At 56.7% G+C, this 22,612-nt stretch carries 38 protein-coding genes and 1 tRNA gene; 30 read left to right on the forward strand and 9 right to left on the reverse strand.

Translation table 11 applies throughout. The features are described from left to right. Positions 1-16: 16 nt before the first annotated feature. From infA to K290_RS0120850, 4 genes are all read left to right on the forward strand, one after another. Entirely contained in the window at positions 17-235 is a 219-nt protein-coding gene (gene infA / locus K290_RS0120835; RefSeq protein ID WP_004117876.1) for a translation initiation factor IF-1, read from the forward strand. A gap of 57 nt (positions 236-292) precedes the next feature. Next, the gene (locus K290_RS0120840; RefSeq protein WP_028753671.1) at positions 293-913 is read left to right on the forward strand and encodes a Maf-like protein; all 621 of its coding nucleotides are present in this window, start codon (positions 293-295) and stop codon (positions 911-913) included. Between the two features lie 5 nt (positions 914-918). Then, the gene (yacG, locus tag K290_RS0120845; RefSeq protein WP_028753672.1) at positions 919-1,128 is read left to right on the forward strand and encodes a DNA gyrase inhibitor YacG; all 210 of its coding nucleotides are present in this window, start codon (positions 919-921) and stop codon (positions 1,126-1,128) included. Positions 1,129-1,311: 183 nt separating this feature from the next. Then, positions 1,312-1,387, forward strand: a tRNA-Phe gene (locus K290_RS0120850). Positions 1,388-1,447: 60 nt separating this feature from the next. Here K290_RS0120850 and K290_RS0120855 read toward each other — a convergent pair. The 7 genes from K290_RS0120855 to K290_RS35900 all read right to left on the reverse strand — a co-directional run bounded on the left by K290_RS0120855 (position 1,448) and on the right by K290_RS35900 (position 4,760). Then, positions 1,448-2,521 carry a tyrosine-type recombinase/integrase gene (locus K290_RS0120855; RefSeq protein ID WP_028753673.1) on the reverse strand — a complete coding sequence of 358 codons (1,074 nt, stop codon included), beginning with the start codon at positions 2,519-2,521 and terminating at the stop codon, positions 1,448-1,450. Then, complete coding sequence (locus K290_RS37405; protein WP_028753674.1) at positions 2,518-2,757, reverse strand: helix-turn-helix transcriptional regulator; 240 nt, start codon at positions 2,755-2,757, stop codon at positions 2,518-2,520. The genes K290_RS0120855 and K290_RS37405 overlap by 4 nt, the downstream gene beginning before the upstream one ends. Then, entirely contained in the window at positions 2,748-2,948 is a 201-nt protein-coding gene (locus K290_RS0120865) for a hypothetical protein (RefSeq protein ID WP_028753675.1), read from the reverse strand. The genes K290_RS37405 and K290_RS0120865 overlap by 10 nt, the downstream gene beginning before the upstream one ends. After that, positions 2,948-3,184, reverse strand: coding sequence for a hypothetical protein (locus tag K290_RS0120870; RefSeq protein WP_028753676.1), 237 nt, complete (start codon positions 3,182-3,184; stop codon positions 2,948-2,950). The genes K290_RS0120865 and K290_RS0120870 overlap by 1 nt, the downstream gene beginning before the upstream one ends. Before the next feature lie 188 nt (positions 3,185-3,372). After that, positions 3,373-3,723 (reverse strand): hypothetical protein, encoded by a 351-nt coding sequence (locus K290_RS0120875; protein WP_028753677.1) that lies wholly within the window; start codon positions 3,721-3,723, stop codon positions 3,373-3,375. After that, positions 3,723-3,944 (reverse strand): hypothetical protein, encoded by a 222-nt coding sequence (locus K290_RS37410; protein ID WP_154668638.1) that lies wholly within the window; start codon positions 3,942-3,944, stop codon positions 3,723-3,725. Before K290_RS37410 ends, K290_RS0120875 begins: the two co-directional genes overlap by 1 nt. 84 nt (positions 3,945-4,028) lie before the next feature. Further along, positions 4,029-4,760 (reverse strand): S24 family peptidase, encoded by a 732-nt coding sequence (locus K290_RS35900; protein ID WP_081670376.1) that lies wholly within the window; start codon positions 4,758-4,760, stop codon positions 4,029-4,031. A 275-nt stretch (positions 4,761-5,035) separates the two neighbouring features. Here K290_RS35900 and K290_RS0120885 point away from each other — a divergent pair, with 275 nt between their 5' ends. The 3 genes from K290_RS0120885 to K290_RS0120895 all read left to right on the forward strand — a co-directional run bounded on the left by K290_RS0120885 (position 5,036) and on the right by K290_RS0120895 (position 7,277). Then, positions 5,036-5,863, forward strand: a complete 828-nt coding sequence (locus K290_RS0120885; RefSeq protein WP_154668639.1) for a hypothetical protein — start codon at positions 5,036-5,038, stop codon at positions 5,861-5,863. Then, the gene (locus K290_RS0120890) at positions 5,860-6,360 is read left to right on the forward strand and encodes a hypothetical protein (protein WP_028753679.1); all 501 of its coding nucleotides are present in this window, start codon (positions 5,860-5,862) and stop codon (positions 6,358-6,360) included. The genes K290_RS0120885 and K290_RS0120890 overlap by 4 nt, the downstream gene beginning before the upstream one ends. A 422-nt stretch (positions 6,361-6,782) precedes the next feature. Further along, the gene (locus tag K290_RS0120895; protein ID WP_028753680.1) at positions 6,783-7,277 is read left to right on the forward strand and encodes a hypothetical protein; all 495 of its coding nucleotides are present in this window, start codon (positions 6,783-6,785) and stop codon (positions 7,275-7,277) included. Positions 7,278-7,487: 210 nt separating this feature from the next. Here K290_RS0120895 and K290_RS0120900 read toward each other — a convergent pair whose 3' ends face one another. Then, a complete protein-coding gene (locus K290_RS0120900) occupies positions 7,488-8,030 on the reverse strand; it encodes a hypothetical protein (protein ID WP_202595634.1) in 543 nt (180 codons plus the stop codon). 175 nt (positions 8,031-8,205) lie between these two features. On the opposite strand from K290_RS0120900, the gene K290_RS0120905 reads away from it, so the two are divergent. The 23 genes from K290_RS0120905 (at position 8,206) to K290_RS0121020 (ending at position 22,171) form a co-directional block, all read left to right on the forward strand. Next, positions 8,206-8,436, forward strand: coding sequence for a hypothetical protein (locus K290_RS0120905; protein ID WP_028753682.1), 231 nt, complete (start codon positions 8,206-8,208; stop codon positions 8,434-8,436). 34 nt (positions 8,437-8,470) lie between these two features. Continuing rightward, on the forward strand, positions 8,471-8,782 hold the full coding sequence (locus tag K290_RS38005) for a hypothetical protein (protein ID WP_154668640.1): 312 nt from the start codon (positions 8,471-8,473) through the stop codon (positions 8,780-8,782). Then, entirely contained in the window at positions 8,779-9,093 is a 315-nt protein-coding gene (locus K290_RS0120915; RefSeq protein WP_028753683.1) for a hypothetical protein, read from the forward strand. Before K290_RS38005 ends, K290_RS0120915 begins: the two co-directional genes overlap by 4 nt. Further along, a complete protein-coding gene (locus K290_RS0120920) occupies positions 9,093-10,202 on the forward strand; it encodes a hypothetical protein (protein ID WP_028753684.1) in 1,110 nt (369 codons plus the stop codon). Before K290_RS0120915 ends, K290_RS0120920 begins: the two co-directional genes overlap by 1 nt. 77 nt (positions 10,203-10,279) lie before the next feature. Then, positions 10,280-10,525 carry a hypothetical protein gene (locus K290_RS0120925; protein ID WP_028753685.1) on the forward strand — a complete coding sequence of 82 codons (246 nt, stop codon included), beginning with the start codon at positions 10,280-10,282 and terminating at the stop codon, positions 10,523-10,525. Continuing rightward, positions 10,522-10,791, forward strand: a complete 270-nt coding sequence (locus tag K290_RS0120930) for a hypothetical protein (protein ID WP_028753686.1) — start codon at positions 10,522-10,524, stop codon at positions 10,789-10,791. The genes K290_RS0120925 and K290_RS0120930 overlap by 4 nt, the downstream gene beginning before the upstream one ends. A 109-nt stretch (positions 10,792-10,900) precedes the next feature. Beyond that, positions 10,901-11,707, forward strand: a complete 807-nt coding sequence (locus tag K290_RS34670) for an ATP-binding protein (RefSeq protein WP_051264163.1) — start codon at positions 10,901-10,903, stop codon at positions 11,705-11,707. Then, entirely contained in the window at positions 11,704-11,898 is a 195-nt protein-coding gene (locus K290_RS0120940) for a hypothetical protein (RefSeq protein WP_028753687.1), read from the forward strand. The genes K290_RS34670 and K290_RS0120940 overlap by 4 nt, the downstream gene beginning before the upstream one ends. A 177-nt stretch (positions 11,899-12,075) precedes the next feature. Further along, entirely contained in the window at positions 12,076-12,666 is a 591-nt protein-coding gene (locus K290_RS0120950) for a DUF669 domain-containing protein (protein ID WP_028753688.1), read from the forward strand. Positions 12,667-12,724: 58 nt separating this feature from the next. Beyond that, positions 12,725-13,573 carry a Gabija anti-defense Gad2 family protein gene (locus tag K290_RS35905; RefSeq protein WP_051264165.1) on the forward strand — a complete coding sequence of 283 codons (849 nt, stop codon included), beginning with the start codon at positions 12,725-12,727 and terminating at the stop codon, positions 13,571-13,573. Positions 13,574-13,649: 76 nt separating this feature from the next. After that, complete coding sequence (gene dnaN / locus K290_RS0120960; RefSeq protein WP_028753689.1) at positions 13,650-14,705, forward strand: DNA polymerase III subunit beta; 1,056 nt, start codon at positions 13,650-13,652, stop codon at positions 14,703-14,705. After that, positions 14,705-15,001: a hypothetical protein gene (locus K290_RS0120965; RefSeq protein WP_028753690.1), complete on the forward strand. Its 297-nt coding sequence runs from the start codon at positions 14,705-14,707 to the stop codon at positions 14,999-15,001. The genes dnaN and K290_RS0120965 overlap by 1 nt, the downstream gene beginning before the upstream one ends. After that, entirely contained in the window at positions 15,001-15,930 is a 930-nt protein-coding gene (locus K290_RS0120970; protein WP_028753691.1) for a hypothetical protein, read from the forward strand. Before K290_RS0120965 ends, K290_RS0120970 begins: the two co-directional genes overlap by 1 nt. A 45-nt stretch (positions 15,931-15,975) precedes the next feature. Continuing rightward, entirely contained in the window at positions 15,976-16,440 is a 465-nt protein-coding gene (locus K290_RS0120975; RefSeq protein ID WP_028753692.1) for a sigma-70 family RNA polymerase sigma factor, read from the forward strand. A 247-nt stretch (positions 16,441-16,687) separates the two neighbouring features. Then, a complete protein-coding gene (locus tag K290_RS0120980) occupies positions 16,688-18,391 on the forward strand; it encodes a DEAD/DEAH box helicase (protein ID WP_028753693.1) in 1,704 nt (567 codons plus the stop codon). Between the two features lie 58 nt (positions 18,392-18,449). Further along, positions 18,450-18,650: a helix-turn-helix domain-containing protein gene (locus K290_RS36410; RefSeq protein ID WP_028753694.1), complete on the forward strand. Its 201-nt coding sequence runs from the start codon at positions 18,450-18,452 to the stop codon at positions 18,648-18,650. Beyond that, entirely contained in the window at positions 18,613-19,362 is a 750-nt protein-coding gene (locus tag K290_RS34680; RefSeq protein WP_051264166.1) for a hypothetical protein, read from the forward strand. Before K290_RS36410 ends, K290_RS34680 begins: the two co-directional genes overlap by 38 nt. Positions 19,363-19,424: 62 nt before the next feature. Further along, on the forward strand, positions 19,425-19,841 hold the full coding sequence (locus K290_RS0120995; RefSeq protein WP_037135887.1) for a hypothetical protein: 417 nt from the start codon (positions 19,425-19,427) through the stop codon (positions 19,839-19,841). Beyond that, complete coding sequence (locus tag K290_RS0121000; RefSeq protein ID WP_028753696.1) at positions 19,838-20,581, forward strand: hypothetical protein; 744 nt, start codon at positions 19,838-19,840, stop codon at positions 20,579-20,581. Before K290_RS0120995 ends, K290_RS0121000 begins: the two co-directional genes overlap by 4 nt. Continuing rightward, positions 20,581-20,871: a hypothetical protein gene (locus tag K290_RS0121005; RefSeq protein WP_028753697.1), complete on the forward strand. Its 291-nt coding sequence runs from the start codon at positions 20,581-20,583 to the stop codon at positions 20,869-20,871. The genes K290_RS0121000 and K290_RS0121005 overlap by 1 nt, the downstream gene beginning before the upstream one ends. Beyond that, complete coding sequence (locus K290_RS0121010) at positions 20,868-21,119, forward strand: hypothetical protein (protein WP_154668641.1); 252 nt, start codon at positions 20,868-20,870, stop codon at positions 21,117-21,119. Before K290_RS0121005 ends, K290_RS0121010 begins: the two co-directional genes overlap by 4 nt. Positions 21,120-21,160: 41 nt before the next feature. Then, positions 21,161-21,487, forward strand: coding sequence for a hypothetical protein (locus K290_RS0121015; RefSeq protein WP_154668642.1), 327 nt, complete (start codon positions 21,161-21,163; stop codon positions 21,485-21,487). A gap of 105 nt (positions 21,488-21,592) precedes the next feature. Beyond that, positions 21,593-22,171 carry an MT-A70 family methyltransferase gene (locus tag K290_RS0121020; RefSeq protein WP_028753700.1) on the forward strand — a complete coding sequence of 193 codons (579 nt, stop codon included), beginning with the start codon at positions 21,593-21,595 and terminating at the stop codon, positions 22,169-22,171. A gap of 17 nt (positions 22,172-22,188) precedes the next feature. Here the strand turns inward: K290_RS0121020 and K290_RS38975 are convergent, their stop codons facing one another. Next, the gene (locus K290_RS38975; RefSeq protein ID WP_028753701.1) at positions 22,189-22,437 is read right to left on the reverse strand and encodes a DUF982 domain-containing protein; all 249 of its coding nucleotides are present in this window, start codon (positions 22,435-22,437) and stop codon (positions 22,189-22,191) included. Positions 22,438-22,612: the final 175 nt, after the last annotated feature.

The raw sequence follows: 22,612 nt of genomic DNA on the forward strand, positions 1-22,612 counted from the left end.
AGGAAAAGAAGCTTTAATGCCGAAAGAAGAAGTCCTTGAATTTCCCGGTGTCGTCACCGAATTGCTGCCGAATGCGACCTTCCGCGTGAAGCTGGAAAACGAGCATGAGATCATTGCTCACACCGCCGGCCGCATGCGCAAGAACCGCATCCGCGTTCTCGCCGGCGATAAGGTGCTCGTGGAAATGACACCCTACGACCTGACCAAGGGCCGCATCACCTATCGTTTCAAGTAGTCCGCAGCTCGCATCCGAGCCGGCCCTCCGTTTGTCGCCTGTCACGGTCGAGGTTTTATGGCGCTGAAACACAAGCTGATACTGGCCTCCGGATCGCCGCGCCGCGTCGACCTCCTGCATCAGGCGGGAATTGAACCGGCGCGTCTGATGCCCATGGATATCGACGAGGCTCCGAAGAAGTCGGAGCACCCGCGCTCGCTGGCGCGCCGGTTGTCGGCGGAAAAAAGCGAGGCGGCCTTTGCTGCGGTGAAGGGTGACGTCGCCTGGCAGGGAAGCTATATCCTTGCCGCCGATACGGTCGTCGCCGTCGGCCGGCGGATTCTGCCGAAAGCGGAATTCGTCGACGAGGCGTCTTCGGCGCTGCATCTGCTCTCTGGCCGCAGCCATGTCGTCTATACTGGCATCTCCTTGATCACACCGGACCGCAAACTGCGTCAGAAGGTGGTCGAGACCAAAGTCCGCTTCAAGCGCCTGTCGAGCAAGGATATCGACATGTATCTCGCCTCCGGCCAGTGGCGCGGCAAGGCCGGTGCCTACGGGATACAGGGGCTTGCGGGCTCCTTCGTGCAGAAGCTGATCGGCTCCTATACGAATGTCGTTGGATTGCCACTTTATGAAACCATGCTGCTTCTCGCTGGCGAAGGATTCGACGTCTACGCAGAATGGCAGGAAGGGTGATCGTCATGGCGGACGATGGCAAAATCAGAGTGGGCGCAAAGATCGAGCCGCTGCGCAAGACACGAGCTTGCGCGGAATGCGGCCGGTCCTCGGTGCGCGAGCATTATCCCTTCTGCTCGGATCGCTGCCGCTCACTCGATCTGTCGCGCTGGCTGAACGGCTCCTATGCCATTCCCGTCGCCGACGACGAGACCAAGGCGTCCAACGAGGAATAGGCGCTCGCCATTTCGTCGAAGCCATTCATTTCATTCGCGAATTGTCAAAAATCCATTTCCTGTCAAAAAAGAGTCATTTGCGGCTGGACATGGGCGAACAAGATGCTATAACCCCGCTCGCTTCCGGGGCGAACCAACCGCCCGGGGTCTTCCAAGACCTTTCGATCAGCGTGAAGCAGAGATGCCCAGGTAGCTCAGTTGGTAGAGCAGCGGATTGAAAATCCGCGTGTCACTGGTTCGATTCCGGTCCTGGGCACCAGAATAAGCACTTGATTTCATTGTTATATCAGCGAAATTTCCAAAATAGCCCATAAAGTGTCTAGACACTTTGTTTTTCTTTTCTAGACACCTTCGTTCGCCGCCTGTTCACTTCGGCACTGAACGCGTCAACCGTTTCCGTCATGTTTTTGCTCATGTCGGCACGGCGTGAATAGTGTTTCGCCATGGCCTCAGTCTTCTGACCAAGCATGTTTGCGATAGTAGCAGGATCTTTGCCCATCTCACGAAGGATGGTTGCAACGGTATGGCGCAGACCCTTAAGGGTTAATCCTGGCTGGATGGTGCCGGCCTTCTCCATCTTTACCTTGAGGCGATGCCAGTTCGTGCTGAAGCCGTTATAGGTCCACGGCTTGCCGTAGCTGTTTGCGCACAGCGTCATAGCAATGTGTTTAGGTGATGCGGCAAGAACGGCCTTCACAGGCTCGGGCATTGGCATCCAGACGGGAACGCCAGTCTTGCCGCGCTTGGTATCGATCATGCCATCAGAAACGGCCGTACGGGGCAGCCTGAGCGCGTCTTGGGGATCTAAGCCGCAATACATCATCAGGGCGATGGGCAGGCGCATATGGTCCGGCAGGGACGCCTCTACGGCCTCGCGCTCCTCATCCGTCCAAGGGCGGTTAGCTTCATCGTCGCCCTTTCCTTTGCGTACTCGCTTTACCTTCGTCACCGGATTGACCGTTGCCATTTCCATCTCAATGGCGTGCTCGAAGAGAATGCTGAGGACGGTCAGGGTGTAATTCGCAAACTTCCGCTTCTTCTCAGCAAACACCTTGTCGCGAAGCCTCGAAAGCCAAGCGTGCCCGATGTCGGCAAGAGGAGCTCCCGCTAACTTCTGCAGATGATCCATGACCTTCTGATAGTCGGATCGTGTCCGACCGGCCAGCGACAGAAACCCTGCAGAGCGCCGGTAGGAGACGATGAGCGCGCCAAGCGTGCCTGGCTTTTCCTTTTTCTCCTCTGAAGCGGAGTTGAGCGCAGCCAGTTCAACGAAGAATTCTGGCGTGCCGAACTCTGCCTCAATGCGCTTCTTTGTTTTTCGGTGGTATGCGTACCACTTGCCGCTTTTCGGCTCGAAATATCGCTTAACGCCTTTAACTCGGACAATTGTCATAGTGCATCCAATAGTTCGTCCGCGAGCGATCGGCTCGCCGTTCCAGCCTTGAAGCTGTCTATCCATTTGTCAATGTCGCGCACGTCGTAACGCTGCATGCGCACTCCGACGCCTAGCGAGATCGGCCGAACCGGGCACGTCCCGCCGAACGTGGCAGCGCTCAGGCCGCAATATTGCGCGGCCTGGCTCTTGGTTAAGAGGCGGGGCGGGAAGTTATCATTTGCCGCTACGCGCATTTTGCCTCCGCCTCCTCGCCGCTGTGCTGCTGTATAGAAAAGCGCGCCAAGGTGACCGGACGCCACGCCATCGTTTCAAGGCGCTTGACCAAAGCCTTTTCCATACGGCTTTGGTGGTCATCGTTGCGAGATGACCACCAATTTTGAATACCTGACGTTGGCATCATTGAGTGCGGGGTTCTTGCCGTCATCACGCCGCCCTCCCATAACGATATCCCAACAATTCCAAACGATCGGCAATCATAAACAGATTGTCGGCCTGCCGCTCGCGGCGATAGCCGCAATTGGTATTCGCGGCGGCAACCTGCCTCAGGCTGGCGGGTTGGAGGCCATCGGCAATCGCGCGCTCGATCGTGAGCAGGGGGACGTTGCTGTTGGCGGCTGGCGGGCGCGTCGTGGCGGGCTGATGTCTTCTTGGTGTGGCCATGGTGGTCTCCTTCTTGTGGTGGTTAAAAGAAACGCGGCCCGCAACGGTAGTTGCAGCCAGCCATCAACGGGCCGCGTTCTATTGGGCTAGCGGCTAGTGCACTAGATAACTAGCCCAAACGGTGATTGCGCAGACGAACGCGCCAGCCGATAGGGCGGCGCAGATGTCTTGGATTAGGTCTCGGAATGTCATTCCGCACCGCCATGCTTCGCAAGGAGGTCTGCGGCGAGGAGCGTAATTTTTGCCTGCCTCTTGTGCTCAATTTCCAAATCGTGCTGACGCTCTGCGAGCCGCAGTGCTCGCTCTTGGATGTGCGGCACAAGCAAACCATAAAGACCTTCCGACACTTCCATGTCGCGCAGGCGCTCGCCCCGGCCTCCCCACACGCTGTCAAACATGCCGTAGACATGGAACGTTGCGCGCGTCGTCGAGTGAATGGTTACATCCACCTCAAACCAAAGACCGCGATTGTGCTGAAGGAACACCTTACGAAGGTTCGCGGGCATTCCGATTTTGAAGGGAAAGAATTCCTCCACCATCACTCACCCCCTTCCAGCGATGCCAGCAAGCGCCCCGGCTTGGCACGCCGCGCCAACGCAAAACGACCGCGGCAATCTACATTGCGCGGGCGGGGATGTTTCTTGGCTTTGTAATCAGCGCGGCGCATCGGCTCGTCGCTGCCGGCGGCGCAGGATGTAGGTCTGTAATCGTCTTCTACTAATTCTCTGAGCATTGTCGTCTCCTCGGTGGTGACCGCCATGGTTAGATGCGGCAGTTAGGAGACAATAGGACGGAAAGTAGCGACGAGTCAAGAGGAAAGTTGCAAAGAAAGTAGCGGCAAAATTTAGCTCTCGCCGCTACCTACGATTCGATGAACCCTAGCGACCATCTTTAGCGGGATCGAAACGGGTTGTGCTGGATTGAATTGGAATAGCTCCAAACTATCATCGTGCCAGGCGATAAATTGCTTTATATATGCGCCCTCAGGATTGTTCTCGTCCTCGCCGATCTGGACGACGCAAAAATCCTTTTCCTTCAGCGGCTTGTATGGATGAACATAAACAAGCTCGCCCGGGTAATACCTCGGAATCATCGATGTGCCGTGGACATAGACGGCGTAGCTTCCCTCAATTGATCCCAAGTCCGGATGGGCCGGCACCCAATCAGTTGTTTCGTTTACCATTATCAATCGATCAGGATCACCTGCTGCCGCCCACCCGTGCACAGGCACCATCCCCGCCCGTTCGGCATTTTTTTGACGCACCATAATATTAACTCCACTAGCTGCTTTCGACGCTGTGGAAGAAGATAGGGCGCGCATCTTGATGCGTCCCTTAATTTTGCTCGGTTTCTTCTCGTCGATGGCGTCCAGATCCATCATTGCGTCAGCTTCATTCAAGGGAATGCCAAATCCGTTGGCGTATACCTCCCAATCATTCGGACGAGTCGTTTCGCCGCGTTCGACCTTGCCGAATGCCGCCCTCTCGACGCCAATGTAATCAGCGGCCGCCTCTTGCGACATTTGACGCGCCTGACGCTCAACTTTCAACCGCTCACCAAATCGGGACATCTTCATTCAACCCTTAATGAAATCAATGCGCTACTATATACCATAAAAAAATAGTTGCGTGTTGCTACTTTTTTGGTTGACTAAAAAGTAGCGAAAGGCGTATACAAAAGTTGCAAGAGTGAACCGACGCACTACAAAAGGCGTAGGCGATTTAGAACCAAAGATTTTTCATTCACGCAATATTAGAACTGCGATTTTTTCAGCGACATTTTATCGAGGCAACCATTTGAGGAGTTCAAGCATGCGGCGAAATAAAAGGAAAAACCCTCCCAGAAGAGTTTATGCGCCGAAAGGCGCAGGACCGCCTAGAAGAAGAACAGGCCGCCATGAGGGCGGCCTTTCCTTTTAGTAGGAGCACCTCGCTTCTAAAACGCCCGTCAGCAGCGTCGGAATGGCTGACACACCACGCAAGAGGAGACTACGAAATGACGACTGCAACAAAGAGAGAAGTTGGCATCGAGCTTCCGCCGCTGAACATCAATCTTATGGAGGTTACGCTTATCGGCGACTCCCCGTTGATTGTTCATTCATGGTCGAGCAAGGCGAAGAAAGAAATGCTCGACAAGCAGATGAAAGTCGCGAAGGGCGCCAAAGAGGCCAAAGACCCGCGCGCCGACTACGAGGCCAGCATGTACAGAATGGCCGATGGCGGATACGGATTCCCATCAGTTGGCTTCAAGGCTGCTGCGGTAACCGCCGGCACGTCGGTAGCCGGACTTACGAAGATCGCTGCCAGACAGGCGTTCGCAGTCCTCGGCGAGGACGCTGACATCAAGGGCGCGTTCGCAGGCTCAGTCTCGCGCGTCAACCTGGCCCGCATCGAGGGCTGCCTGCCGCAAATGCGCGAAGATATGGTGCGCGTCGGCATGGGTACAGCAGACCTACGGTATCGCGCCGAATTCCCCAACTGGCGAACGAAAATCCTCCTGAAATACAACGCCAACGTCTTGAGCGAGTCTCAAATCCTTAACCTCCTCAACGTTGCAGGCTTCGCGGTCGGTGTCGGCGAATGGCGGCCTGAAAAAGACGGCCAGTATGGTTGCTTCCATGTCGCCACACAGGCGGAACTTGAGGCGATCGAAGCCGAAGCTGCGAAGGTAGCGGCATGAAAATCGCCGGTTTCGAATTCGCAGATGGCGCCAGATTCCAATCTGGCGCCAACACCAACGCCAAGGCGGTCGGGGAGCATCTCGACCTTCTTCGCCAAAAACTACACGGCGAGCTAACTCCAAAGGATGTTCTTGACGACGCTCGTCACGACAATTCCCCGCTCCATTCATTCTTTGAGTGGGATGACAGCGAGGCAGCCGAGCAATACAGGCTGCAGCAGGCGCGCGGACTAATCCGCAGTGTTGTGGCTATTTATACACAGCCAGACAAGCCCGCTATCCGCACGAAGATGTTTGTGCATATCCCAGAACCAGGCGCTCAGCATTACCGAGAAGCAAGCCACGCCATGTCGCAAACTGCGACACGCAAGGCAGTTCTGCAAACAGCGTGGCGCGAATTGCAGGCGTGGCGCAAGCGCTATTCTGACCTGAAGGAATTCAGCGATCTCTTCCAAGTTATCGACGACGCCGCGAAAGATATAAAGCGCGCCGCTTAGTTGCGCTAGGCATGGCAGGTAAGGTGAGTCAAGGTGAGGCCCGGTCCGGCCAGTCGGGTTGGGGCAGGCATGGCGGGGTTAGGCGCGTCACGTTGCGGTGAGTCGCGGAATGGCAGGCGAGGCGAGGTTTGTTGGGGACAGGCAAGGTGAGCTGCGGCAGGCGAGGTTAGGTCGGTTATGGCCAGGATAGGCACGGCGGGGCAGGCATGGTGAGGTGGGGTTAGGCGCGGCAAGGCTAGTTCTGGTTGGGCACGTCAAGGCAGGCAAGGCGAGTCGGGTTAAGGCTAGGAAAGTTTTTGTCTACGTCCGGCAGGCACGGCTAATTCATCGCGGTGGGGCGAGTTAAGCCCCGGCAGGTATAAAACAGTTGCGAGTGACTAGTTGTGTCACCCGCAATCCACCACCACAAGAAGGAGACCGAAATGAGATTCAATAAAATAGAACGCGAGAAATACGGCATCAGTATCGAACTGATGTCGAGAATGTGCGGCCTGAGCACGGCCCGCATCAAGACCATTGAGGACGGTTATCTCGATCTTATCGGTCGCGGCGTCCCTGCCGATCGTCTCAAAGCCACAGCTGACAGTGACCGCATGTTAGCGGTAGTAGACGAAATCAAAGCGGAACAGGATGGCCAGGTTGAGGCGCTGATGGGACGCCTCGTTGCGAGCGGAATTGATGTTTCCCTGAAGACGATGCACCAGCCTGGGCGCACCACAGTATACCAAGCGGAATTGTCGTGCAGCGACCATGTGGGCAAAAGCTTATCGTCAATCGGACGCGCGCGAGCGCCGCTTTCGGCGCTGATGTCTTCTATTGACGTAATGCGAGGAGTTGTCGGCATGGTTGCCCCGCTCTTCCCCGCCGTTGAGCCGAACATGGATCCGAAGACGGCAAAAGAGCGACCGATCGCCTAAATAAAGCACCACCCCTCCGAGCCGACCCTAAGGTCAGCACCACCTGCTTAGCGGCTCGGAGAGATGGACCCTACTATCTCGGGGGAGGAGACTGGCCAGAAGCGAGCCTTGGAACCCCGGATTTCGATACTGACACCACATCAGCGCCAAATGTATACCAAACATTTAGCAAATTTGTCAAGCCCTATGTGTGGGCCGCCTACGCCAACACTACAACGCAACTCTCTCGGCAAGGACGATCACATGCACTGCACGAACATCACGAATCGTCATCGTCTTGCCGCCGCGCTCGATCTCGGCATTGCTATCGGCAACGGCAACCAGCCGGCCGATCCACGCCATGCCGTTCTTTGCGTGAACCAAAACTTCGTTGCCAGGCTGCGGCCAGACGGTCGTATCAAGCCAAGCTTTGGTGCCAGCCAGCAAGGCAGGCTCCATGATTTTCGTGTCGATCAGGATGGCGTACCGCCCATGCGGAATGTTCTTTCCGGCGAACGTCGGAGGCGGGAACCGGTATTTGCCCTCTTTGCGGTCTGCGATCATGCCGTGCACGCTGGTAGCAGTGAGCGACTTTGGGGTTGTTTTGGTGTTGTCGCGCGCTTCGTCGACCGCATCGCGTACGGTATCGACTTCCACGCCAAGAAAGCTCGCAATGGACTCGTACATATGCGGGCGCGGCAAGCTCCCCATTTTCCACCGGCTGAATGTCTGTTGCAGCCAGCCGTATTGCTCCGCGACTTCGCGGTCGGTCATAGCGGCTTGCTTGTCGACAAGCATTTTGGCGAAACGTGAACGGGAGGGCGCCATAATCTTTTAATCCAGCCTTTGACAAATTTGTAAATTGATACCACTGTAGCCGATAGTTGGCAAGCGCACCGGTTTTGCCACTACTGCGTCGTAAGGCGCTACACCACAAGAGGAGATTGAGATGGGTGATCACAAGGGCGACCCGGCCAAGCAGCCTGATATCTGTCGCAACCCGGTCTTTACGCGGTACTCCGAAGACTTTCCGCGTCCACCTGGCGGGTGGGGAGACGGTGTTTGGTCGAAGTGCCCGAACATCAAAGAACAGACAGACTACATCGACTTCGACGGAGAGCAATACGATTGCGACGTATGCGGCAAGTCATATTACCTCGACTATGAGGACATGAAGTAACCACCACCACACCACCACCACAAGAGGAGACACAATGACCCAGATTACCAGTGGAATGCTGGCAGATATGCACGCCCGCAGATTGAGCGGCGAGACTGTCGCGTCAATCGCGGCCGACTACAAGATCAAGCCGATGACGGCATATCAGCGCATGAGACGCACCTACGGTCTCGAGAACTATTCGGCGCACCCGCTCGTAGCGGCGAACGACAATCACCCCGACCGCATTACTCGCATGATTCCCCACAACGGCGGCTGCTCGACGACCTCCGGCCTGATGCCTGTTTCGCTGGCGCGGTCTGCTGAAGCGGGCGACGCAGGTGAAGAAGAGCGGGTGGCGGCATGACCACAACACCGGAAACCACTTGCGACTGCACCTTCTTCGACGAGGGCGATTGGGTTGAATCCCGCCTCAACACCGACGTGTTCGGGATCGTGGTCGGCGAAGCAGACTTCGGACGATTCTACAACGTGCAGCTTGCCGGCTCCATGGAGATCAAACAGTTCTTCGCCGTCACGCTCCGCCACATGGACGTACAGGAAGATGAGCCGCCGATGCCTGCCAAGGCCAAGGAAGACGGCGAAAACGTAGTGCGTGTTGATTTCACCAAGGGCGCGCGCTTGCGTCCGGATAGCAAAACGGAAGGAGCAGCGTGATGGGGAAGTTTAAAGTGGGGGATCGGGTAAGACGCGTTAAGGCGAGCGATTGGCCAGACCAGTTTGGTAAGGTCGGCAAGGAATACACGGTTCTTGAAGTTCCATCAGACTATTTGGTTGTCGTGATTGCTGGTCAATCTGGCGCCAGCGCCAGCGCATTCGAACTCGTCGCGCCGGAGGCATGGCAGCCGAAGGTTGGCGATCGGGTTGTCGCGACTGAAGGCTGCAACGTCGATATCGAAAACCACTGGAATACGTATTTTCGCAAAGACAACGGTGACATCATTGATGGCGCTCTAGTCGTCGCAAGCGTGTATGAGCATAAAATTGGCCTGAGCAACAAGGTCGGTCGCAGCTTCTTCTATATGAAACACGAAAGCCTGAAGTTAGCGCTGGCACCCGCACCCCTCACCATCACTGCCGGCAAGTTCTACAAGACGCGCGACGGTCGCAAGGTCGGGCCAATGGAAGCTGGCGCTTTTGGCGGAATCTACGATATCAGCCGAGCCGTTACCGGACAGCCTTGGTATAGCGACGGCGCCTTTATCAAGGGCGAAACCAGCAAGCTAGACCTCATCGCCGAATGGGTCGACGAGCCGGCCGTTGTTGCCAACGACAACGCGTCGAAGTTCAAGGTTGGTGACAAGATCCGTCACAAGGGCCTCGGTTACGAAGGTTACATCAAGGAGATTCGCGACGGCGATATCGCGATTACGCACTGGCCGAAGACTGGCTGGGGCGGATGCGACCCCTTCGAAGATCTAGAACTCATCTCACCGTCCACCACTCCCCAGCCCACCGCCATCGTCGCCCTCATCGAGAACGGCCAGCCAAAGCCGGCCTTTGAGCCGAAGGTTCACGCCAGCGAAGCCGACGCAACCAAGGAAGCGGAACGGCTGGCCGGCCTGTATCGCGGGCAGCGTTTCGGCGTCTTCGTTCTTTCCGACACTCGCGAAACGGACAAGCCGGACTATGGGCACGAATGGAAGAACCTTGCGGCGGTAGGCCAGAAGATCCACGCAATCAAGGAACTGCGCAGCCTTACCGGCATGAAGCTGAAGCCTGCCAAGGATGTTGTCGAGAACTTCCTCGACGAGATCGCCGCCTAACTCTAACCACACCAGCCACCACAGCAACACCAACGCCGTGCGCCCACCGAGCGCACGGCAAGAGGAGACTATTGACCATGAGAACGAAGACTGAAATCATCATTCTGCACGAAACCGTGCTGCAGTCATACCTCGTAGACAGCAGCACATTCCTACTATTTGCCGCCCTGATCGGCCTTGGAATTTACCTCGACAGCGCTGCCATGCAGTGGATCGGCGGCATACTCGGTATGCTTACGGTCTGCGATCGGTCAATGCGACACAGCCGCATGACGGTCGAACAGGCCCGCAAGCGCCTCGACGAGATCGCGGCCGCGGCATGACCAACCGCACCCTCCCACCCATAACAGGCGCGCCACTCGACTTCGTGCCCATCGACGCGCCAGTCCTGCCGCACAACAAGACCGTGTTTACGGCACCAATCGTCAAGCGCGCCGCCCTAGCAGCCATAGTAGCGGCGGCCGCCATCGCGCTGATCGCATTCCCAACAATCGGCCTAGTCGCGCTCGCCTTGGGCGTGGTGACCGCATGTGTATGGGCGGGCGGGAAGCTGGCGGACAAGTACGAGGTTGGACATGACAACCATTAGCGCGCCGCGCGCCAGCCACATGTGGCCGCCCAATCCGCACAGCTGGTGGCCGGCAATCGTTGCGCTGCTGGTTATAGCCGCGGCGTTCTATTTCTAGGAAGGAGAAGAAATGTCTGTTTTCGACAGATTGAAATCTAGCAAGCGCGTCAACCCGCCTGCTATCGCCATCTACGGCACGCCAGGCGTCGGCAAGACTTCGCTGGCCGCAGAATTCCCTAATCCGGTCTACCTCTTCGTTGAGGGCGAAGAGCCGCCGGATGGCGTCGAATTGCCATCTGACCAGATCACTTCTTTCGCCGGCTTACTCGACACATTCGCCGACCTGCTTGAGCAGGAACACGAATTCCAAACCGTTATCATCGACAGCCTAGATAAGGTTGAGCCGATGGTGTGGGCGGCAACGTGCGCCCGCAACGGATGGGATGTCATCGACAGCAACGACAAGGGCTCTCCGACATCCTTCGGAAAGGGCTACCTTGGCGCCGATGTCGAATGGGGCGAATATTTCGAAGCCGTCGGCGCCCTGACGCGCGCCGGGATGTACGTCGTCCAAATTCTCCACAGCGAAACGAAGAACTTCAACGACCCGCTCGTCGACTCCTACGATCGCTACCGGCCCAAGCTACAAAAGCGAGCATTGGATCTGGTCATCGAAAACTGCAAGGCGCTTCTTTTCATCAATCGCCGCACGTCCGTAAAGCAGGTTGAGGCTGCTTTCGGCGGCAAGAAGACCAGCAAGCCGGAAGGCATGTCAGGCTCTGAGCGCATCATTCACACCGACGAGCGCGCCGGATTCTTGGCGAAGAACCGCTTCAAAGGCGCGCCGGCTCAAATCCCCTACAAGGCGGGCCAGGGGTTTGCTGAGCTTTCCAAGTACCTGATGACGACGGCTACAGCCGCAAGCGAAGCCGCATGACCGCCTTCACCTGCAACCCCGTCCAAGGCCGCAAGCACAAGGTCGCCCTATCCGGCGGCAAGTTCACCCTCGTCGCCGAGGTTGAGCGCGGCTTATGGGCAACCGTCACCAATGACAACAAACCGCTGGAGTTCGCCGACAAGCGGCTGGCCTTGGCGAAGGCGAAAGAATTGTCGCGGGAGGCAGCCTAATGTTCCACCAAGAGCAATGGTTCGCTTGGTATCCCGTCATCGTCAAAACGCGCAGCGGCAGTCGTTGGGCGTGGCTTGAATACGTGCTGCGCGAATGTGCGCACACCGCATACGGTAGCGGCGCTTGGCGCCACTACGCACTCACCAACTAACCAACCACCACGAAGGAGACTAAAAATGGCCGCATTGGGCAAAAGCTTTGACGCTACGCAGCATGACACCACGCAGAGAGAATTCGCCGGCGAACTGCCGAACGGAATCTTTCGCCTTGAGATCGAGACATCGGAGGTGAAGCCGACCAGCAAGGGAACCGGCACATACCTCTCCACCATAGTCAAGGTCGTCGAGCCGGAGGAATACAAAGGCCGCACCATCTTCAACAATAACTACAACTTGGAAAATGCAAATCCGGTTGCGCAAGAGATCGGCCAGAAGCAGTTTGCGAGCCTTTGCCGCGCCATCGGTATCTCCGAGGTCGAAGATTCGGAAGAGCTACATTTCCGCGCATTCGTCGCCAAGGTTGGACGCGGCAAGCCGTCGGTCGGCAAGGATGGCAAGGAATATCCAGGCCGCGCCGAGATCAAGCGATACTTCTTCCCAGACGAGGAACTGCCGGAACTCGGCATCGACGCAATCCAGCCTGACGACGAGAAGCCTGCCGCAGCAAACGACAATCGGGCACCGGCAGCAAACGACAACCGCCAGGCTGCACGTCCGGCTGCCGCAGCGGCAGCGCCGACTGGTCGCCGCCCTTGGGGCTCCAAGTAAAATAACCCGGCGGGTCGTCACCAGCGGCCCGCCACTTCACCACAACTGAGGAGCAAACATGACCGACTACAGAGCAGAAGCCCGCAAGATTACTGAAAAGTGCTACCCGATCCCCGGCGCTTTCGCAGCCGGCGGAGCGGTGACAAGCGTATTCACCGGCAAGGACATCAACGACGTTGACGTCTATTTCAAGAGCCGCGAGGCTTTCGAATATGCGGTTGCGCAGGCTTACGAGAATAGCTGGTGGTGCGTATCCACCACCAAGCGCGCAGTCACTTTCGTCGATGGCGACAACATCATTCAGTTCATGCACTTCGATTTCTTCCCGACGGCACAGGCCATCTTTGACGCGTTCGACTTCACGGTCGTCATGGGCGCTTACGACTTCGACACCAGCGAATTCGCATTCCATGATGACTTCCTGAAACACAACTCGCAACGCTTCCTGCGCTTCCATCCTGGCACTCGCTATCCGCTGGCCTCGGCGACGCGCGTTCTGAAATATCAAGATCGCGGCTATACCATCGGCAAGGGCGACATCCTCAAGATTGCCTTGGCAAGCCGCAAGGTCAAAATCGACACGTGGGAAGAACTGAAAGACCAGATCGGCGGCGCCTATGGCGAAAAGGTTGTTCTGGCTGGCGATGGGCAGGAGTTCTCGCTTGATGCAGCAATCGCCGCGCTGACCGTCGACGAGGCCGGCAAGGAAATATGGATGGCCAACGACAACGAGGCGCAACCGAGCTACGCAATCGGCATGCAGAAGAAATTGGCGGAACTCAAGGGCGAGGCGTTCGACGCAAGCCGCTTTGACGAAGGCGAGGATGGCTTAGGCTACCCCGTAGATTATGAGCCGCCGGCTCGCGATCGGTCTTCGCCGTTCTCGTTGCTCGGCCTCGCCGCCTAACCCCTACCGCCGCATGGCCACCAACCATGCGGCAACCCCACCACCAGCGTATCCACTACCAGAGGAGACCACCACCATGAAACTCACCATCCCCAAATCAGACCTCGCGCGCGTGCTGACCAACGTCGGCCGCGTCATCGAGTCAAGAAACACCATCCCGATCCTTGGCAACGTGCTTCTGCATGCCGACAACGGCACGCTGCGCGTCACGGGCACGGATCTCGATATCGTCGCGACCGACACCGCGCCTGCGGACGTAAGCGAGCCAGGCGCCGTCTGCGTCGACGCCAAGCTTTTGAGCGATATCGCCAAGAAGGCCGGAAACGATATCTCTCTCAGCCTTGAAGGTGATCGGCTGATTGTGAAATCAGGTCGTTCCGTCTTTAAGCTGGCGACCCTGCCGGCTGCCGATTTCCCGACGCTCGGCGCCGACAAATACGACGCCACCTTCGACATCGATCTCGCCGCGCTGTTTGGCCCGGTTGCCTTCGCCATTTCCGACGAGCAGACCAGATACTATCTCGGCGGCGTGTTCTTCCACATCAAGGACGGCACCGCAACCGCGGTAGCAACCGACGGCCACCGTCTATCTCGGAATAAAGGCCCGTCCATTCCGGAATTTGAAGGCGTCATCGTTCCCAAGAAGACGGTCGGCCTTCTACCGAAGGGCGTCGTTTCCGTACAGGTAAGCACCGCCAAGATCAAAATTACCGCCGGCGATTTTGTTCTCACCAGCAAGCTCATCGACGGCACGTTCCCGGATTATGAGCGCGTCATCCCGACCAGCAATGACAAGATGGTGACGGTCGACCGCGACACCTTCATGAAGGCTGCCGACCGCGTCGCAACAGTTTCTTCAGAGAAGGCCCGCGCCGTTAAACTATCAATCTTGCAAGGGTCTATTGCCCTTTCCGTCGCATCCGGCGACGCATCGGCAAGCGACGAAGTCGAAGCCGGTTACGAAGGTGAGCCAATGGAAATTGGCTTTAACAGTCGGTACGTCACGGACATCATGAGCGTGTTGCCTACCGGTTCTGTCCAGCTGGCGCTGGCTGACGGTGGCTCGCCTGCCGTCATTACGGGCGGTGCGGAGGGGCTGACGCTTATCTTGATGCCGACGAGGGTGCTGTGATGGCAAAGTTCATGGTCAACTACACCTTTCACGGCCGTTCGAGCCGTACAATCGAGGCCGAATCGATGGAGGCCGCAGAGGCATCTGTCGAAGCCGAAGTGAACCGAGATGACTTCGATATTGATGCCGACAGTATCGATGATGTGAACTTCGATATCCAAGAGATGCACCCCATCACGCGTGAGGGCCGCGAACTCTGGACCACATATGTGCGGAAAGGTGACATTCGCGGCCACCAGTCCGCGCTAGCGTCGTCGCCATTGTTTGCGGTTGTGCAGCAAGGGAGCGGTGCCTAATGGCTCCCATCCCACCCACCATCTCAGCAACCCAGCGCGCCGTTCAAGACGCGCTGGAACAACAAGGCGACGACTGGGAATCCATCGGCGTGCCGGCTGGAGAGATCGGCGTCGAGTGTGATCGAGCCATCTGGCTTGCCTTCCGGCGCGCGTCTGCGCCGGAAAAGATCAACTGGCAAAAGCGCCGGATTTTTGAACGCGGCGAGATCGAGGAAGTGCGCTTGCTTGATCTGCTCCGCCTTATCGGCTGTGAGGTGTGGGGCCAGCAGGACCGCGTTCGCGCGGCTGGCGGACACCTTCGCGGGAAGATTGACGGCCGCGCGCTTGGCATCATTGAGGCGCCTACCAAGGAGCATATCGTCGAGTGCAAGAGTGCAAAGGACGACATCTTTAAGAAGGTCAAGAAGCACGGCGTCAAAGTCGGTAAGCCCGAGCACTACGCAACTTTTCAATTCTATATGTTCGGGACAGGAGTCGATCGCGTCTACTACATGATGTCGAACAAGAATGACGAGGATCTACATTTCGAGCGCGTGCCTTACGACGCCGATTTTGCCATCCGCCAGGTCGCCAAAATCGAACGCATTATCAACATGCCAGAGCCGCCATCGCGTCTGTGCAGCAAGCGTGACGATTTCCGCGGCACATTCTGCCGACAGGCTGCGGTTTGCTGGGGCGAGACAATGCCAAGGGCGCATTGTCGTAGTTGTCTGCATTCGACTCCGCTGATGGACGGTAACGCTGGCTGGGATTGTTCACGTCATAGCAAACCGTTGTCCCTGAACGAACAAGACGAGGGCTGCCCTGCCCATTTGTATATCCCGGCGATGCTTGTTGGATATGAGCAGATAGATTGTTCAGAGGCCGACGAGACAATCAGTTATCGCCGTCCTGACGGCACACTTTGGATTGATGGCACCACCAACTAACCACGCATCCGGCCTCACCAGCCACCCACCACAAGAGGAGACAACATGACCACCACAGCAAGGCCACCTGAATTCGACAAGCGCGTCCTAGCCTACATGCCGAGACTGCGCCACGTAGCTGCCCGCCTCGCGCCTAACGGCCAGCAAGAAGACCTCGTGCAGTCTACAATCGAGCGCGGGCTGCGCTACTGGCGTTCCTACAACCCTGAAAAGAACCTCGGCGGCTGGCTTGTCTACCAGATGCGAAACGTTGCGTTCCAAGAGCGGCGCCGACCGGTGGCAACCGACGCCGACATGGATAACATCGCCATCCAGCCGTCACAGGAAGGCGACATCGCTGTATCTGCGTTACTGCGGGCCGTGGCCGGCAGCCCGCACGCCGATGTCATGCGGCTGGTAGCGTCGGGCCACACGAGCGAGGAAATCGCCACCATGCACGGCGTGAGCCGGCAGCGCGTGCACCAGAAGATTACGGCATTTCGTCGTGAGCACGTGAGGGCTGCGGCGTGAGCGGGCCGGCGATGATTAGCTTTTCACCAGCAACAACTGGGTCAGGTGACAGGCCGTCCCCTCCTCGCACTGGTGCCAAACCACGTCCAGCCAACGATAACCTCCACCCCCGCGACATCATCACACCAGAGCAGCTAGCCGCCTTGCGCGCCGCCGGCTGGATGGTGGTGCGCAGCGACGCGATTAGGTTAGCGCAACTTCACGCCGCTGATGAGGTGCGGGAGAAGTATGAGCGGGAGTGTGGGTGATGCTCCAACTCCGAGATTATCAACGAGCCGCTATCGACGAACTCTATAAATATTGGGCGGAGGGTGGCGGCAATGGTCTTATTGTGCTTCCGACAGGGGCGGGAAAGGCATTAGTTATTTCTAAAATAATAGAAGAGTTGATTGCCGATTATCCTGATATTCGCATCCTGAATATTACTCATTCGAAAACTCTGGTAGCTCAGAACTTCAAAGAATTCATTGGCTTGTCGCCATTTGCTCCTGCAGGAATTTACTCTGCCGGTCTCGGTCGTCGTGATGCTAGAGCGCAAGTCCTGTTTTGCGGCATTCAATCTGTCGCCAACAAGACGGACCAACTAGGCGACATTGACCTTGTAATCGTGGATGAAGCCCACGCGATTTCAAGGAATGCCGACACGCTCTATGGCAAGTTCTTTGCGGGCGTGAAGGCGCGCAATCCAGATAGCCGTGTCTGCGGCCTGACGGCCACGGATTATCGCACCGATTCTGGTCGCCTTACCGAGGGCGAGGGCAAGCTATTCGACGACGTGGTTTATGAGATCGGCATCGGCGAGCTAATCGAGCAAGGCTATCTGTCGCAGATCTCGACCAAGAGCGTCAATTCCGTCATCGATCTGAAGGGCATGCATACGCGCGCCGGCGAATACGTGCCGGGGGATGTGTCTAATGCCGCCGACAAGATCATTGTCGATGGCGTTGCTGAAGATATCGCCAAAGGCGGCAATCGTCGCGCCGCCATGTTCTTCTGCGTCAGCCAGGAAAATGCTGAGAAAGTGTGTCGCGAAGTGCGGCGCCACGGCAAGACTTGCGAACTGCTGACTAGCCAGAATCCCGGCGAGCACGACAGGATTATTGCCGACTTTCGTTCCGGTAAGGTGTGGGGCTTGGTTTCAGTGAATATGCTGACAACCGGCGCGAATTACCCGTTCGTTGATATGATCTCCATCTATCGAAGCACGAAAAGCGCCGGCCTTATCGTTCAGATCATCGGGAGAGTTACCCGCCTTTGCGAGGGCAAGGCGGACGGCCTGGTGCTTGATCACGGGAACAATTTAAGTCGATTCGGGCCGATCGATCTTATTCGGCCTAAGCCGCCTGGATCTGGTGACGGCACCCCGCCACAGAAGATTTGCCCGACCGACAAGAAGGACGCAAACGGCAATTTCGGTTGCGATGAAATCCTTTTGATCTCGGTGATGAAGTGCACATGCTGCGGCTATGAATTCCCACCGAATGAGGAGGAGAAGCTTACCGCGCGGGCGGCAGATGCTCCTGTGCTGTCGACCGAAAAGCCCTGGTATCCGGTTTCGCAGAGGACGTTTCGGCATCATCCCGGCAAGATTGGTGCGGACGGAAAACAAAAGCCTGATTCAATCAAGTGTACATATCTTGTGGGCTTGAAGAGCATAAACGAATGGCATTGTTGCGAACATGATGGCTTCCCGAAATCCAAGGCCCAAAGGTGGTGGTTACTGCACGGTGGCCAGCGGCCCATGCCGAAAACGGTATTAGAGTGGCTTAGCCGACAGCATGAGCTGTTGAGCACCGAAGAGGTGCAACTCGATTATTCGAGGAACCCGAAATTTCCTGATGTCATGGCCCACCGGGTTGGTGCCGCCAACGACAACACGCCCGAAGCGGCAAACGACAACAAGCACACCTTAGTGCAAGATTGGGAAATTGACGATTTTGTTCCTTTCTAGAGAAAATTCATTATACTGCGCTGGCGAAACTAATGAATTATCCTTATATAGGTGATGAATGGACAACGATGAATTTCGAGCCATCCGATCGCGCCTTGGTCTTACTCAGGCGCAGTTAGCCGACGTTCTGGGTTACTCGCATCCAATGCAGGTTTCAGAGATAGAACGCGAAACGAATCCTAAGCCGGTGCCTCGCGCAGTGGCATTATTGATGAGGGCATATGACGAAGGATATCGACCACGAGATTGGCCAAGGTAAAGTCTGCACGAAGTGTGGAGAGTGGAAGCTTCTGGATGAGTATTACGTTCGAAACAAGAAGGAACCAGAGAAAAGACACAACCAGTGCAAAGAATGCATCAAGGCAAAAGTTCGCGAATATGAAGTTCTGAATAAGGATAAACTTGAACCAAAGAAAAAGGTGTGGCGTTCTGCGAATAAGGAAAAGATAAATGCTGTGCAGAAAATTTGGAGGAGTAATAATCCAGACAAAGTTAGGGAGTATCAATATAAATGGAACAGAAAAAATCCAGACAAAATAAAAGCATCGGTAGCCAAGCATAATAAAAAAAGATCAGAAGATCCAAAGCACAGAGTAAACTCAAACATATCGCGTGCGATTAGACAGTGTATTGATAAGGGTAAAAAATCTGGATATAGAGCGTTTGAGTTGCTTGGATATACGGTAGACGATCTGATTGAGCACCTAGAAAGAAAATTTAAAGAAGGCATGAATTGGGATAACTACGGGAAGAATGGGTGGGAAATTGACCACGTTGTGCCCCTCGATGCCCACAATTTTTCTGATCCAAGCCACTACGATTTCAAGCGAGCTTGGGCGCTATCGAACCTTCAGCCGCTTTGGAGAGGCGAAAACAGGTCGAAGAAAAACAAACTTTCATCTCCATTCCAGCCAACCTTGGCGCTGCCAGTACCCGCCAATGACAATATCAAAAAGAAAGAGGCATCTTGACAAATTTGTAACTTTACAGCAACGTGACGATACCAATGCACCACTACATAGAGGAGACGATTATGGACGAGAGAAGACTTACCCCCGAGCATAAGGTGAAATACCTTGTGCTTGCCGAACACGCCGCGTTCAATGACGCAGACATTTTCGACTATTCCACCGTCAGCGGAGACGACATAGACGAAGCTTACGAACAACTGCTCGACAGCGGCGAACAGTGGGATGCTGAAAGCAATGTTCGCGGCGGCGAGGTTGAAACAAACCTTAGATGCCCGATTAGCCGCAATTACGAGGCAAAGGCCGTAGCGGCAAAATTGCCTGACGGTTCATGGGTCGGCTGGACCTATTGGTACGGCGGCGGGAAGCACGGCAACCCGGAAGAAATCGAGTGGATCGATGGCTCCTACGACGTCTCCTGCACCGAGGAAGAAAAGGTCGTTACAGTGAGAACGTTCGCTGTCGTCGAGGTGGCCGCATGAAGCCCGCCCGCGAAGCAGCAATTGGCGATAACGGCGGCCCGCCTCTCGACGCGCCGCCATCCGAATTCGACCTCATCAAAACTGAGATCGAAGACTTATTCATGGAGGCAACCAACTGGTGCGACGGTGAGCCAATCGGCGACCAAGCCACTCACGACGCCATCGAGCGCCTGTATGACGGTCTGCATGCCGCCGGTGCGAAAGCAGAAAAGCTACGCGTCAAAGAAAAAGAACCCTTCGACACCGCCATTGCCGAAATCCAGTCGCGCTTCGCTCCACTGATTGCCGACAACAAGTCCGTCAAGGGTAAGGTCACGCTCGGCAAGCAGGAACTGTCGAAGCTGTTGACCCCATGGCGCACGAAGATAGCCGCAGAAAAGGCCGCAGAGGCCGCCAGGATAGCCGAGGAAGCTGCCGAAGCTACCCGTGCCGCGACTGAGGCCATCCGCGCCAGCAGCGGCAATCTGGCGAGGCGCGAGTCTGCCGAAGAGTTGCTGGCCGATGCCAAGCGGTTGGAGAAGACGGCCAGCCAAAGCTGGAAGGCCGCGACGACGGGGACGGGCCTGCGCACGGTGTGGGTGGCTACGCTGGTGGACGCGGAGGCTGGGCTTGATTGGGCGTATGGGCGCGATCCGGCGCGGTTCACGGCGCTGGTGCAGCAGATGGCCGATGAGGCGTGCCGTGGTGGCGTGCGGGCTGTGCCTGGGTTTGTTGTGTTGGAAGAGAAAAGGGCTGCGTGATGGCAAAAATCGAAGCAGGCACAATCCTCGCCTTTGCCGGCGGCGAGTGGAGCGATAATTGGACGACTGGTCCATTCAACGTCCTTCGTGATTTTGACCAGCAGGAAGTCGTTGACGCCTTCCGTGCGCAGTTCAAGCCTAAGGACGAGTGGGACGAGCCAGATGAAACAGCCTTCATCGCATGGCTAACCGTCAACGGCTACATCGAAGACGCGCCGAAGTCGTACCGCTGGTATGTCGGAGCATATGGCGAGTTCACGCCGGTTATTGTTGATGAGAGGGCTGCGTGATGCAAGGAAAATGGGAACGACAGACAGGCAAACACCAGTCTGGCGAGAATTATCGCATCGGTAAGGTAGTCGTTGGAGCCGCGTTCTACAGCACCACGACACGCGACGACCCGCTCAAGTATGCCGTTCGGCTCGACCTACCGGGCATTAAGTCACCAGAAGATCGCTACGCCGACATCGAGCCGGCAAAAACGCGCCTTGAGCGTGCCGTTTCCACTTGGTTTAGGTGGCTAGAGGAGGAAAAGTGATGCCCTGTCAGAACGGCTGTGAGTACGCAGAGTCCGTAGGCATGCCGCAATACACTTGCGCCAATGTCTGCCAATATGACCGAGAACCAATCACCGACCGCCCGATTGTTGCCGAGCAACAAGGCGGCGGGGATACTGTATGGAAGACAATGGACAGCGCCCCGACAGAGCCGGGGATTGAAGTCATTGCGGCACGCTTCGGGATGTTTGGTGGCCTTACTGAAATATGCGAAAAGTCGCCGTTCATCTCCTTCTGGATGCAGACTCGCCGGAAGTTCTACGGCGAGCCGACGCACTGGCTTTGTAAGGTGCCATCCAGCTTTCCGCCCATCCGCACCTACCCCCACAGCGCCCTAGCGCGCAGTTGATACAGGATAGCGTATAATCAGCGCCGTCCCGTTCAGCATTCTATATCACCACGCCCGCGCGCCACCAACGCGCGGTCGGCAGGGAACACCATAAGAGGAGACAATATGAACCCGTTACCGGATGGGCGCTTCGGCGCCATCTTAGCCGACCCGCCATGGTCATTTACGACCTTCAGCAAGAAACACGTAGCCCCAGCCAGAGGCGCGCAACCCTACGCCACCATGAGCCTGAACGACATCAAGGCGCTGCCCGTCTCCGACGTTGCGGCGCGCGATTGCGTTCTGTTCATGTGGACCGTGTCGCACCTACAGCAACCCGCATTCGAAGTGGCTGCCGCATGGGGCTTCGCGCCCGTCTCCGTCGCCTTCGTCTGGGACAAGGGCCGCATGGGCATGGGTTACTGGACGCGCCAGGAGGTCGAGATCTGCCACTTATTCAAGCGTGGCTCTCCTAGAAGATTGGGCAAGGGCGTACGCCAACTTATCCGCGCGCCTCGTCGCGAACATTCAAGAAAGCCTGACGAGCAATACGGCCGGATCGAGTCTCTTTGTGGCGGGCCGTATCTCGAGCTATTCGCGCGGCAGGCGTGGGCGGGGTGGACGGCTTGGGGGAATCAAACTGATAGGTTTGTGGCTGCGAATGACAACTACCCTGCCGCTCCCGCGCAAGCAGGTGCAGCATGAGCCACCCCCAAACACAACTACTCAATCACCCCAACCCCAGCCTCCCGCGCCGCCTCAATCAACGCCGCCCGCACAACCTCACCGCCCACCCTATCGTGCATACCGTCCAAACAGGCCATCAACGCCTTTTCGAAAGCCACCCCCTCACTCACGGGCCAGCGATCCATAAGGCATTCGGACGCACCGAGCACGGTGTTGACGTGCCGGTATTTGCCGGTGCCGTGGAGTTGGAGGTGCAGGGGCTTGAACGTTCGTGCTGTGGTCATAGGGAAGAATGTAGGGCGGTGGCTCAAATGGCGAGGGTGGCGGCATGAGTAAAATACCGACAGGAAAGCCAATCATTCCCTTTCATCCCACGGTGGACGCCATCGGAGACCCAACCACCTGTTTCTGCTGCGGGATGAGGGCCGTTGCGCTCGGCGTTGCACCAAACCCGAAACC

The sequence above is a fragment of the Rhizobium leucaenae USDA 9039 genome (genome assembly GCF_000426285.1).
In the GTDB taxonomy this organism is placed as follows: domain Bacteria; phylum Pseudomonadota; class Alphaproteobacteria; order Rhizobiales; family Rhizobiaceae; genus Rhizobium; species Rhizobium leucaenae.